Source organism: Candidatus Poriferisocius sp. (assembly GCF_965204145.1).
Classification (GTDB): Bacteria; Actinomycetota; Acidimicrobiia; order Acidimicrobiales; family Bin134; genus Poriferisocius.
This window is the reverse complement of record NZ_OZ241977.1, coordinates 699,533-712,154: the sequence shown is the minus strand read 5'-3', so window position 1 is coordinate 712,154 and position 12,622 is coordinate 699,533. Positions and strand designations below refer to the sequence as shown.

Annotated in this window: 11 protein-coding genes; 1 reads left to right on the top strand and 10 read right to left on the bottom strand. The window is 65.8% G+C overall.

Annotation, left to right across the window (positions count from 1 at the left end; genetic code table 11):
- Positions 1 to 32 precede the first annotated feature (32 nt).
- On the bottom strand, positions 33 to 2,483 hold the full coding sequence (locus tag ACOGI7_RS03145) for a fibronectin type III domain-containing protein (protein ID WP_419850470.1): 2,451 nt from the start codon (positions 2,481 to 2,483) through the stop codon (positions 33 to 35).
- Between the two features lie 294 nt (positions 2,484 to 2,777).
- On the opposite strand from ACOGI7_RS03145, the gene ACOGI7_RS03140 reads away from it, so the two are divergent.
- Positions 2,778 to 4,073, top strand: a complete 1,296-nt coding sequence (locus ACOGI7_RS03140; RefSeq protein WP_419850469.1) for a cadherin-like beta sandwich domain-containing protein — start codon at positions 2,778 to 2,780, stop codon at positions 4,071 to 4,073.
- Positions 4,074 to 4,120: 47 nt separating this feature from the next.
- Here ACOGI7_RS03140 and ACOGI7_RS03135 read toward each other — a convergent pair whose 3' ends face one another.
- The 9 genes from ACOGI7_RS03135 to ACOGI7_RS03095 form a co-directional block, all read right to left on the bottom strand.
- Positions 4,121 to 4,723 (bottom strand): DNA-3-methyladenine glycosylase family protein, encoded by a 603-nt coding sequence (locus ACOGI7_RS03135; RefSeq protein WP_419850468.1) that lies wholly within the window; start codon positions 4,721 to 4,723, stop codon positions 4,121 to 4,123.
- Between the two features lie 37 nt (positions 4,724 to 4,760).
- Entirely contained in the window at positions 4,761 to 5,603 is an 843-nt protein-coding gene (locus ACOGI7_RS03130; protein ID WP_419850467.1) for a hemolysin family protein, read from the bottom strand.
- Positions 5,600 to 6,130, bottom strand: coding sequence for an rRNA maturation RNase YbeY (gene ybeY, locus ACOGI7_RS03125; RefSeq protein WP_419850466.1), 531 nt, complete (start codon positions 6,128 to 6,130; stop codon positions 5,600 to 5,602). The genes ACOGI7_RS03130 and ybeY overlap by 4 nt, the downstream gene beginning before the upstream one ends.
- Positions 6,130 to 7,077: a PhoH family protein gene (locus ACOGI7_RS03120; protein WP_419850465.1), complete on the bottom strand. Its 948-nt coding sequence runs from the start codon at positions 7,075 to 7,077 to the stop codon at positions 6,130 to 6,132. The genes ybeY and ACOGI7_RS03120 overlap by 1 nt, the downstream gene beginning before the upstream one ends.
- Positions 7,078 to 7,359: a helix-turn-helix domain-containing protein gene (locus ACOGI7_RS03115; RefSeq protein WP_419850464.1), complete on the bottom strand. Its 282-nt coding sequence runs from the start codon at positions 7,357 to 7,359 to the stop codon at positions 7,078 to 7,080.
- 100 nt (positions 7,360 to 7,459) lie between these two features.
- Positions 7,460 to 8,239 carry a sulfite exporter TauE/SafE family protein gene (locus tag ACOGI7_RS03110; protein WP_419850463.1) on the bottom strand — a complete coding sequence of 260 codons (780 nt, stop codon included), beginning with the start codon at positions 8,237 to 8,239 and terminating at the stop codon, positions 7,460 to 7,462.
- Positions 8,236 to 9,813, bottom strand: coding sequence for a FadD3 family acyl-CoA ligase (locus ACOGI7_RS03105; RefSeq protein ID WP_419850462.1), 1,578 nt, complete (start codon positions 9,811 to 9,813; stop codon positions 8,236 to 8,238). Before ACOGI7_RS03105 ends, ACOGI7_RS03110 begins: the two co-directional genes overlap by 4 nt.
- Positions 9,814 to 9,860: 47 nt before the next feature.
- Positions 9,861 to 11,018 carry a CaiB/BaiF CoA transferase family protein gene (locus ACOGI7_RS03100; protein WP_419850461.1) on the bottom strand — a complete coding sequence of 386 codons (1,158 nt, stop codon included), beginning with the start codon at positions 11,016 to 11,018 and terminating at the stop codon, positions 9,861 to 9,863.
- Between the two features lie 93 nt (positions 11,019 to 11,111).
- Complete coding sequence (locus ACOGI7_RS03095) at positions 11,112 to 12,560, bottom strand: ABC transporter substrate-binding protein (protein WP_419850460.1); 1,449 nt, start codon at positions 12,558 to 12,560, stop codon at positions 11,112 to 11,114.
- Between the last annotated feature and the right edge of the window lie 62 nt (positions 12,561 to 12,622).

The following is a 12,622-nucleotide window of genomic DNA, read 5'->3' as shown; positions in this document are numbered from 1 at the left end:
ACTGATCAAACTCGCCCCAGTGGGGCGCGATATCAGGAATCGACCCGGTGGACGGTGATTGTGTAGGCCCTGGTAGTGCCGCTTTTGGCGCGAATGATGACGGAGATGAGGGTCGGGTCGTCACTCAGGACAATTTCGTGGCTGGGCCGGCTTCGGGGGGTAGATCGGCCGTTGACGGTGATTGAGGCCTGCAAGCTCCTGGGGGTGGCGGTGACCGTCACGACCGAGGTGCTGCGGGGGACGTCCACTTGGTAGGAGAAAGTGTCAGGGTCGAAGTGGAGGCCACCGCTGGAGATCTCTAATTCCCGCAGTGAGGGCTGCCAGGTAAAGTCGTCGCCGCCGGGCGGATCGTTGTCGTCGTCGTCGTCGTTGTTGTCGTTGTTGTTGTTGTTGTCGTTGTTGTTGTTGTCGTCGTCGGTCGTGTCATCGTCGGTGACGGTGACGGCGACTTTGTCGGTGTTGTCGGTGTATTCGTTGACGGCGTAGCTGGTGTCGGTGCTGGCCGCGGAGTGGGTGATGAAGAAGTCGGTCTCGTCGTCAGCGTCGGTATCGCTTTGGGCGGTGACGGTGAAGGTCTGAGCGGTGCTCCAATTGTCAGGGGTGAAGGTGCGCGATGACGGAGACACCGCAGCGGCGCCGTCGTCCTCGCTCGACGCAGAAATGGTCACACTGTGAGAGGGCCGGGTGTTGAGCCTGACCGTGTAAGTGTCTGAATTGCCCGTCCCCGCGGCCTCGGTCAACTCCACCCGCGTCTTCGACAGCGTGATCCCCGGCGCGTCGTCGTCGGTGACGGTGACGGCGACTTTGTCGGTGTTGTCGGTGTATTCGTTGACGGCGTAGCTGGTGTCGGTGCTGGCCGCGGAGTGGGTGATGAAGAAGTCGGTCTCGTCGTCAGCGTCGGTATCGCTTTGGGCGGTGACGGTGAAGGTCTGAGCGGTGCTCCAATTGTCAGGGGTGAAGGTGCGCGATGACGGAGACACCGCGGCGGCGCCGTCGTCCTCGCTCGACGCAGAAATGGTCACACTGTGAGAGGGCCGGGTGTTGAGCTTCACCGTGTAGGTGGCTGAATTGTTCGTCCCCGCGGCCTCGGTCAAGCCCACCGACGTCCTCGACAGCGTGATCCCCGGCGCGTCGTCGTCGGCGATGGTGACGGTGGCTGTGGCGCCGGCGGAGTGGCGGGTGTAGTGGTCGCCCAGGTCGTTGGCCACGGCGTCGGCGGCGGCGATTTTGAGCTTGATGGTCTCTGAGTCGTCATCGATCGAGTCGTCGGTGATGCTGATCTGCAGGTACTGGGTTGTAGACGAGTTGGAGGCGAACGTGACCGACTTCATCGATATGGAGTAGTCGCCGCTGCCGGCGGTGCTGGAGTTGCGCACCTCTATGGCGAAGGTGGTGGAGGCGGCGGGCAGACGGCTGATGGTGACCGGCACGTTGACCGTGCCCGCGTTTTCGTTGACCGATGCGGTGTACTCGGACGTGGACGCGGCGTTGTTGCCAAACGCGATCTTGGCGTTGCTGGCGGCGGCATCGTCGTCGTTGATGGTGACCGTGGTGCCGGTGACGGTGATACCGGAGGTGGTAGTGGTCGCGCTGAGCTTGAGGGTTTCCTGGTCCTCGACGAGGTTGTCGTTGACGATGGTGACTCTGGCAGAGGCCGAGGAACTCCCCTCTGAGATGGTGAACACGGCGGGCAGGGTGTAGTCGTCACGGGCGGTGGCGGTGGTGCCAGTGGCGGCGGTGAGGGTGACGGGCACGCCACCGGTCTTGGCGGGATTGTCGAGTGTGGCGGTGACGGTGACGGTGGTAGCGCTGGCGCTCTCGGTGACCTGGTCAGGGTTAGCGGTCAGGGTCAGCGTGGACGGGTCCGGGGGAACGGCCTGGAATGTGAATGTGCCCGCGATGGGAGAGCCGGTGTATTTGCTGCCGGCGTAAGCTCTCACCCACACTTCGTATTCCCCGCCGTCGACGAGTCCGGTCACATCATATGAGGTGACGGTTGAAGCCAGCAGTGGCCCCTGTTCTGATGAGCCCGACCTCCGCCACCTCACTTGGTAGCCGGTGGTGGCCACTGAGTTGTTGCTGGTGCCCGGATTGGTCCAAGTCACTGTGAACTTTCCAGCACTCACGGCAACTGTCGGCAGAGTCGGTGGGTCAGGCTGGCGAGCAGATTGAAGATTTCTCGCTTCTCTTGTGTCGGATGGGTCGTCTTGGGGGATTGACCAGCGGCTGTATCGGTTTCCAATCCACCAGCGAATTCGCGTTTGGTACTTTTTTCCCGCCGTCAAGCCGGTGATCAGCGTCATGCGGCTTGTGCCGGTATGGGCTTTGTCCATCCAGGTACCCCACATTGAAGTAGTGGTGTTGTATTCCCGATACTGGAGGTCGTAGTCGGTCACGTCATCGCTGTTGTACCGCGGCGCGTACCAGTACACCTGAAACCCGTTGTGTATTCGGTGCATCAAGTTTACCGACAGCCTGGTCATGCTCGGATCCAGCACAGGATTTTGAGCTGCGAGAGGCAGTTGGGTCGTCACCAGCAGAGTGGACACGATCGCGGCAACTGCAAACAAGGAGAACTTGCGAGAGGGGTTCAACTGTTTCATCCAATGCGGCGGGGCCAGGATGGCCCGGCTTGTTCCGGAACCACCGCTGCCCAGACCCCGCCCGGATCCCGCTAGCCAGCTATCCGCCTTTTAACATGGCGCAGCTTACTACCCATCTATTAATCACATCAATGCTATGCCGATTAGCCATTTCTCATATATAGAATGCCCTCCATGCGATACATGGCTTCGACCTCATCCAAGCACGGGCTCCCCTCTCCAGTGAAGGGAGCCCGCTCTTGGCTGGCCCTGCTGTTGGCCGCCGCCCTACTGGCAGTTGGGGCGGCCATTCCCTCCGCCGCCGCGCAGGGCACGTCCGACGACGCCGACCTCGCCGGGCTGACTCTGGTCAGGCCCTCTACCCTGCACAGCCTGCTGAGCGATGACGCCACCGACAGGCTGATGCGCCAAAAGGCGGTGCAGCCTCCGCTGGCGGTGTCGCTTAACGAGGCCTTCTCCTCTGAGACCACCGCATACACGGTGAGTGTGCGAGATCACGTCCGCCAGGTGCTCGTGACCCCCGCCCTCAGCGACTCCAACGCCACTGTGACCGTGAACGGCGGCGATCCCACCGAACCGGTGAGCCTGTCTGCCGGCGAGAACGTCATCGCCGTCGTGGTGACCGCGCAGGACGCGGTGACCACCAAGACCTATACGGTGACGGTGACACAGACGCCATACCCGTTGCTGCGCGGCGACCTGACCGGCCTGACGGTGACCGACGGCAACGGCAACCAGGTGCCGATGGTGCCGTCCGCAAGCCACGTGCCCCACTTCGCCCTCCATCGGGTACCCGACTTCTACTCCTGGATCTCCACATATTGGCTATGGGTGCCGTCCGATGTGGAAACAGTGACGGTCACGCCCACTTGGGATGCAGGCTCGGACTATTGGATAGAGGTACGGGCAGCCACCGACTTCGAACATCCGACCCGCCACAACAGACTGGCCACCACCAGGGTCGATGCGTCCGGTCAGACCAGCACGGCCATCCCCCTCGCGAGCCTTGCCCAGAGGACTGAGATCTGGCTCGGTGTCCATGTCGACGGAGGGGTTCACCTCTACTTCTTGGACGTGCTGCGCGGCACCAGGCTGGAGGTGTACTGCTCCCAATATACCGATACCCTCCGATGCCCCCAAGAGGAGGAGACTCCGTCCTTTTACGCCTCTGAGAGCGATGACTCCGAAACGCCGCCAGGTCCGGTGCAGGACCTCGAGCTCACGGTCAAGGACAATCGCATCATCGCGACGTGGAATGCTCCGGCCAGCGGCGGCGCGCCCTCCGGCTACCAGGTGAAGCTGCAAGACAGCGACGGGCAGAAGGTGAAGAAAACCAAGCGGACCGGCGCCAACAAATTCAAAGCCGTCTACCGCAACCTAGAACGCGGCGAGACATACCAGGTAAGTGTGCGCGCCCGAAATGAGTGGGGCAATAGCGACTGGACCACTTCCCAGATCACCGTGGAATAGGGCAGGTTCGCACCAACTCATACTCACCCAAGTACGGGGCGCCTCGATCAGACCTCGGTGGCTCGCCAGCAGTACCAGGCGGCGACGCTTCGGTAGGGGCGGAAGGGGTCGCCGAGGGGCTCCAGCTCGTCGGCGGTGGGGGGCTCGGTCCAGCCGTGGGCCAAGCCGTAGCCCTTGCGCACCCCGAAGTCGCCCACCGGCCACACATCGAGGCGCCGGAGCGAGAAGATCAAGAACATCTGCGCGGTCCAAGTGCCGATGCCCCACACCTGGCTGAGCTGGTCGATCACCTCATGGTCGGACAGCCGCCCCAGCTTGGCCAGATCCAGCGAGCCCTGCTCGCAGTGGGCAGCCAAATCGAGCATCGCCCGGGTTTTGGCCCCCGACAGCCCGGCGCCCCGCAGCGGCTCCTCCCCCAGCGACAGCACCGCACCCGGCGCCCACTCCGGCGTCTGCTCCCGCACTCGCCCCCAGATTGCGCTGGCCGCCTTGCCGGCCAGCTGCTGGTAGGCGATCTCGCGGCTCAGCACTTCGAACCGCTCCCCCACTGGGGGCTTGGGGCCGAATCGGGCTGGGCCGAACCGCTGCATGAGCCCGGCGATCACCTCTGAGGTCTGGCTCAGGGCATGGCTGGCCTCGGTCAAGCTCACTGTGGCCACTACCCGCTCCCGCGATGCTTCGGGCAGGTCAGGTCTGAGCAGGGTCGGGAACCGGCTTCACGATCACCCGGGCAATGCGCCGCCCGGTCACCCGCTCCACCAACAGCTCCCAACCGTCCACCACCAGCGTCTCCCCCTCTTCGGGCACATGGCCCAGCGTGTTGAAGATCAGGCCGCCCACGGTGTCCCAGTCGCCGTTGGGCAGCGGCGCGTGGAGCACCTCGCTCAGCTCGTCGATGGGAACCCGCCCGTTGACCCGCACCGTGCCCGGCGCGACCCGCTCGATCATGGGCTCCTCCACGTCGAACTCGTCGACGATCTCGCCCACCAGCTCCTCGATGAGATCTTCCAGCGTGACCACGCCGGCGGTTCCGCCGTACTCGTCCACCACGATGGCGATGTGGAATTTCTCGGCCTGCATCTCCCGCAGCAGAAGGGAGATGCGCTTGGTCTCGGGGACGAAGCGGGGAGTGCGAGCCACCGCCACCGCCGGGGAGTCGGTGCCCTGCTCCCGCTCGGCCCGCATCAGGTCTTTGGCGTGGACCACGCCCACCACGTCGTCGATGCCGTCGCCAAACACCGGCACCCGGCTGTAGCCGTGGGCGATGACGGTGCCGATGGCCTCCCCCACCGTGTGCCGGTCGCTCACCGCCACCGTGTCGGTGCGGGGCACCATCACCTCTCGGACCACCGTGTCTCCGAACTCGATGATATGGCCGATCAGCTCCCGCTCCTCGGGCTCGATGGCATCAGACGCCTCGGCCGCTTCGGCCATGGCCAGAAGCTCCTCCTCCGAGACTTGCGGCGCCTCCCGGCGCCAACTGGCCTGCACCAGCCGCCGCAGCAGATTGAATCGGCCCAGAACGCTCATGGCGCCCCCGCCCGTGACCCGGCCAGCGCGTCTCCAGCCGATGCCAGCGTCAGCAGCTCCTGCTCTCGCCCCTCCATCAACCGGGCGTCATTGTCGTCGACATGGTCGTAGCCCAGCAGGTGCAGGGTGCCGTGTACCACCAGCAGGGCCAGCTCATCATCGACCGCCTTGCCGTGGGCCGCAGCATTGGACGCGGCCACAGAGGGGCAGATCACCACGTCGCCCACCAGCCGGGGCTCGTCGGCTGCTCGGGGGGCGCTGCCGTCGTCCGCGCCGAAAGCGAGCACGTCGGTGGGCTTGTCGATGCCCCGGTGCTCGGCGTTCAGCGAGGCCATCTCATCGGCAGCCACGAACGACAGCCCCGCCTCCCAGGGGGCGGCCACCTGTTCTTCGGCCAACACCCGATGGAGCAGCCCGGCCCAGCGCTCTTGGGCCACCAGCAGGTCGCGTTGGCGGTCGGACACCACGACCACCTCTCCGGCAGAGTCGGATTCGGCGGGACTAGGGCCCCCGTCGCTGTCGCCCATCACTGCTGGGCCCGCTCGTAGGCGTTCACAATGTCGGCCACGATGGGGTGGCGAACCACGTCGCGAGAACTCAGATGGATAAACGACAGACCGTCGATGCCCGCCAGGATCTTCTCCAGGGAGACCAGCCCGCTGCGACCGCCTTCGACATCCACCTGGGTCACGTCGCCGTTCACCACCGCTTTGGAGCCGAACCCGATGCGGGTCAAGAACATCTTCATCTGCTCGGGGGTTGTGTTCTGGGCCTCGTCCAAGATGATGAAGCTGTCGTTGAGAGTGCGTCCCCGCATGTAGGCCAGCGGGGCGATCTCGATGACCCCCCGGTCGATCAACGACTGCACCTCTTCGGCGTCGAGCATGTCGTAGAGGGCGTCGTAGAGCGGACGCAGGTAGGGGTCGACCTTGGCGATCATGTCGCCGGGCAGGAATCCCAGGCGCTCTCCCGCCTCCACCGCGGGCCGGGTCAGAATGATCCGCTCCACGCTGTGGGCCTTCAGCTCACGGACTGCGGTGGCCACCGCCAGCCAGCTCTTGCCGGTGCCGGCCGGTCCGATGCTGAACGTGATGATGTTGCTCCGCATGGCGTCGACATAGCGGCGCTGGCCAGCCGATTGGGGGCGGATTACCCGGCCTCTTCCCGACCGCAGCACGTCGGTGTCCATCACTCCCGAGGGGCTCTCGTCTGCCTCCACCATTTGGATCGCCCGGCCCAGCGTGCGGGAATCCAGCAGGTGTCCGCCCTGCACCAGCAGGATCATCTCGTCGAACAGGCCGGCGACCCGGCCAGCGCTTTGGCCTGACACCGTGATCCGGTTGCCCCGCACGAAGATGTCGGCATCGGGGAACGACTGCTCGATCTGGCGGAGGTGCTGGTCGCGCTCACCCAAGAGGGCGGCCATGAGCCCGTTGCGCGGAATGTCTATGGTGACCGGCGCTGCGGTGGTCATTCAGGAGTCGGAATCTGCGTCGCTGCCATCGCCCCCGTCGTCGCCTTCATCGTCGACTCGGACGGGGACGGGATCGGGGTACAAATGACCGAGCGTGCCGGGCTCGATCTTGCTGCGCTCGATGAAGTCATCCACATCAGCCTGTTTGACCCGGATCACCCGGCCCATCCGATAGGCGGGCAGTCCCCCCTCATTGATGAACCGGTACAGCGTGCGTGTGGTGATACCCAGCCGCTTTGCTGCAGTCTCGGTGTTCAGCCATTCAATCTGGGCGTCGCTCATCTCCCCACACTCTACTCCGTTCCCCTGCCTTCGCACCCTAAAAACTTGGCAAACTCTTTGCTCGTCTCCAACAGCGGTGAATATTGACTTTCAGGGACTCTCAAACCGCTTCGCTCGGAGGCGGGGGGTCGTTGGCGTGGCGTAGCATTTGCACCGCGCTCACGATGAGCAAGATGGCGAACAGGATGCCCGACAGACGGGGGCTGAGGGCGCTGGCTCCCAGAGCGCCGACGAACGCCGAGGCCACCCCGGACGCGCCCACGGCCAGCGCCGATTTGGGGTCGATGTTGCCGGAGCGGCGATTCCGCAGGGTGCCGATGATGGCAGTGGGAAGGATCACCAGCAGCGAGGTGCCCTTGGCGGTGGGGTCGACGAAGCCGAACAGCAGGATCAGCGCCGGAATCATGATCACGCCCCCGCCCACGCCCATGGTGCCCGACAGCAGCCCGGTGGCCAGGCCGCAGGCCACGTAGGCAAAGGCCAGGGCTACCGTGATGTCGCTATGGCCGTCGGTGTCGGGGGCGAACGCCAAAAAGCGCGCTGCGGTGGCCAGAAGCAGCAGGGCGAATCCAACCCGGAGCGACCGGATGGGAACCTGGTCGAGCAACGACGTGCCGACGGTGACCCCCACCGAGGAACCGGCGAAGATCAGCAGGCCGGGCAGCCAGGCCACCGAGCCCTCGAGCAGGAATCCGCCCAGCGCGGACGCAGAGATCAGCACCATGGCCCCCAGCGATGTCCCGTGGGCCCGACGCTGCTCCATGCCCAACAGCAGAACCAGGCACGGCACCATGAGGATTCCGCCGCCCACTCCGAACAGCCCGGACAAGAAGCCGGTGGCCACCCCGACCCCGACAGGCCCCCACTTCGCGCTGGTCACTCGGAGGCGGCCTGCTCGCGGAGCACGTACTTCAGCACCTTGCCCGAGGCGTTGAGCGGGAGGGCGTCGGTGAACCGCACCCGGCGGGGCACCTTGTAGTTGGCCATCTCGCCCCGGCACCAGGCGATGACGTCGGCCTCGGTGAGGTCGGCCCCGGGGGCGGGCACCACGGTGGCCACCGCCACCTCGCCCAATCGGTCGTCGGGCATCCCGATCACCGCCACCTGCCCGACCTGGGGGTGGGCCAGCATGATGTTCTCGATCTCGGCCGGATAGGCGTTGAACCCGCCGACGATGAACATGTCCTTTTTGCGGTCGGTGATGTCGATGTTGCCCTGTTCGTCCATCACCCCGATGTCGCCGGTGTGGAGCCAGCCGTCGGCGTCGATGGTCTCGGCGGTCTGCTCGGGGTCGTCCAGGTAGCCCAGCATCACGTTGTAGCCCCGGACCACGATCTCGCCGGGCTCGCCCCGGGGCATCTCGTTGCCGCCGTCGTCCACAATTCGCACCTCCACGTCGGGGATGGCCCGGCCCGAGGTGTTGGCGATGGTCTCGGGGTCGTCGTCGTGGCGGCACATGGTGGCGATGCCCGACCCCTCGGTCAGGCCGTAGCCGGTGACGATGGTCTCGAACCCCAGTCGGGCCCGCATCTGGAGGATCATCTCCACGGGGATGGCGGCTGCCCCGGTGACTGCCAGCCGGAGGGTGGACATGTCGAAGCTGTCCAGGTCGGGGTGGTTGAGGATGGTCTGGTAGATGGCCGGTGGGCCGGGGAGCATGGTGATGCGCTCTTCGGGCACTCGGGCCATCACCGAGGGGACGTCGAACACCGCGTGGGGGATATTGGTCGCTCCGGTCATGAGGCAGGCCAAGATGCCCGAGTTGAGGCCGAAGGCATGGAAATAGGGATTGACGATCAGGTAGCGGTCGCCGGCTTGCAGGCCGATCACCTCGCACCACGACTGGAAGCCCCGGCAGATGGCGGAGTGGATGAGCATGGCCCCCTTGGGCAGGCCGGTGGTACCCGAGGTGAACATGATGTGGCAGAGGTCGTCGCCCTTCACTGAGGCGGCCCGGGCGTCGCCGTCGGCCTCGGCGATTTGGTCGGCCCGATCGAGGAACTCGCCAAAGCCGGTGGTGCCCTCGGGGACGGCCCCCCGCAGCACCACGATCTCGTCGAGGCCGTGGCCGCCATCGGCATCGCGCAGCAGCCCCACGTAGTCGGTGTCCAAGAAGTCGGTGACGGTGAACAGGATGCGGGCTCCCGACTTCTGGAGGATGAAGTCGGCCTCGCGGCCCTTGAACCGGGTGTTCACCGGCACTAGCACGCCCCCGGCCAGATGGACTCCCAGACCGGCCACCACCCACTCCCAGATGTTGGGGGCCCACACCGCCACCCGGTCGCCGGGCTCAATGCCCGAGGCCATCAGCGCCCGGGCCGAGCCCCGGACGCGGTCGCGCAGCTCGGGGAAGGTCCAGCGCACGTCGCCGTCCACCAGGGCCTCTAGATCGGGATACCGGCGGGCCGCGTCGTCAACCAACTCGCAGATAGTGCTCCACGGAGGCTCGGCCATGGCTGCGAACCCTAATTCACGGCTTTCGACGCAACGGAGTTGGCCGACTAGTCGGCGGTTTGGACGGCGCCGTGTTGGATGAGCTCGGCGATCTCGTAGGTGCTGAGCCCGAGGTCGTCGGACAGGATAGAGCGGGTGTCCTCGCCGAGGCGGGCGGATCGGGGGGTGACGCCGATGGAGGCGCCGCCCATGGCGAACGGCTTGGCCGGCACGGGCACGCCGGGGCGGATCTCGGCGATCAAGCCCCGATCTTGAGCCCAGTCGGTGGCGGCCAGCTCGGCCACCGAGCCGATGCGGACCGCGGGCAGCCGCAGGCCTTCGACTGCTGTGGCCAAGTCGGCGTGGGTGGCAAAACCAGCGGCCAGCTCCCGCAGGATGGCGACAGCCTCCTCTTGGGTGGGGTTCTCGGGACATGCTGCCGGGTCGCCGCCGAGGGCGGCCACCCACCGGGGCAACAGGCGCTGGGGGTTGCCCACCAGCGACACCGCCTGACCGTCAGCGGCGTGAACCACGGCGTAGTTCCAAGTGTCGAACTCGCGAGGACCGTCGTAGCCCGACAAGTCGTTGCCGGCTTGGTCGTTGGCGTAGATGAGGGTCTCAGCCATGGCGATGTCGAGCTGCTGGCCGGTGCCGGTGTGCTCGCGCTGGTAGAGGGCGGCGAGCACGGCCGAAACCGACAAGAACCCGGCATAGAGATCGCCGTGTTGATGGATCTCCTGGAGGGGCTCGCCACCCCGGAGGCGGGCCGCCAGTTCGATGGTGCCGGCCTCGGCGTGCATCAGCGGGGCATGGGCCTTGCGATCCGACCATGGACCGGTCTGGCCGAACCCGGTGATCGAGCAGAAGACGAGCCGGGGGTTGCGCGCCGACAGCTCCTCATACGAGAGCCCGTAGCGGGCCATCACGCCGGGACGGTAGTTCTCCAGCAGCACGTCGGCCCGGTCAGCCAACGCGGCCACTACCCCAGGGCCGCCGTCGGCTTTGAGGTCGACGCAGATGTTGCGCTTGCCCGCGTTCATGTGGCTGAACGTTGGGCCGATGCCGTCGTCGTCCAAGGGAGGAACCGGCCGGGTGAGATCGCCGGCCGGAGGCTCGACCTTGACCACATCGGCCCCCAAGTCGGCCAGCACCCGCCCGCAGATCGGTCCGGAGAAGATCCGGGTGAGGTCCACCACCCGGATGCCGTCTAGCGGCCCCTTGGTCATTGCCGATCAGCGGCAGAGAACGCGGCCGTGCCCGACCCGCCGCCGACACGGCAGCCGATCGGGCACGGCACAGTAACTATTGATTCAGTTGGCTTACCGGTTGGGATCGCCGTAGCAGACGAACGGGTGGGCCACCACGTAGTCGGCGTCCACCACCTGCACCATGCCGGTGCAGTCGGGGGCGATGACGTGGTCGGCTGGCCACTTCACCGGGCCGAGAGCGCCGGACTGCTGGGTAGTGGTGAAGCCGTCGATGTTGACCGCCTGGTAGAAGCTGGCGGTGTTCAGATCCTCACCGGCGGCGGCGATGAGCTGGATCAGCAGATCAGCCGACCAATAGCCCACCAGGCTGCCGAAGCCGGGGAAGGCGTCGACTGCCGCGTAGTCCTCCAGAAGCTGCTGGATGGCCGGCTCAGAGTCGTCCAGCGGAGGTACCTGGGTCACGGCGTAGCCGCCTTCCAGGGCCTGGCCCAAGTCGGGGCTGGACCCGGGAAGGCCGGGCACGTAGGTCAGGTAGTCGGCCACCGGGCCCTCATATCCCGAAGCAGCGATGGAGGCCTTGAGGGTGATGGCACCGGCAAAGTCGGTGGACAGGATCACCAGGTCGGGCTCGTGCTCCAGCACCGTGTTCACGAACCGGGTGGGATCGGTGATACCCCCTGCGGTTTGGGTGGGCACGAAGTCGTTGAACGCCAGCTTGCCAGCCCACAGATTCTCGTACAGCGCATGGCCGGCGCGACCGGCGTCGTCATCGCTGTTGAAGATGCCGACCACGATGTCCTCTGTGCCGAAGAAGTCGTACCAGATGTTCTGGACCGACACGAGGGGATCAGCGCCTTCGACTCCGAAGGCAAAGCCGCTGAGGCAGCCGTTGAACCCGAAGCCCCAGTCGTTGGGAGCGCAGAAGCCGGGCATGAATCCCCAGCCGGTGAACGGCACCTGGTTCTCGGCCAGGTAGTCGGTGGTCTGGGGAAGCGAGACCGCCGAGGTGACCATGATGCCGAAGACCTCGTCGTTCTCCACCATGCTCCGGGCACCCTCGAAGTTGGCCTGCGGATCGCTGCCATCGTCCACATACTGGACCAGCTCCACAGAGCGTCCGCCGGGCAGCTCGCCGTCGCGGTTGGCCCGCCCGAGGCGGGCGTTGATGCCGTCGGTGAATCCGCCGTACAGCGCATCCTGGGTCATGGCGCCGAGGCGCACGGTGTCGTCGCTCACGCCCCGGGTGGAAGGCTCGAAATCAATCTCGTAGGTGAACGCTCCCCACGTGCGGGAGGTGGCCATCTCCTCGTCGTCCATAGGCTCGGCATCGTCCATGGGCTCCTCGTCGTCCATAGGCTCGGCGTCATCCATCGGCTCCTCGTCGTCCATAGGCTCGGCGTCATCCATGGGCTCGGCGTCGTCTTCGTCCATGGGAGCCTCGGTGGCCTCAGGCGCAGGCGCGGCCCCTCCGTCGTCATCGTCATCGTTACCGCAGGCGCCAGCCACCAGCGTCAACGCGGCCAAGAGCGCGAGAAGCTTGTACAGCAGTGATTTCTTCATGTCCCCCTCCGAGATTTGGGCTGCCGACATAGTAGGGCAGCGACCGCGCACTGTCATCCTCG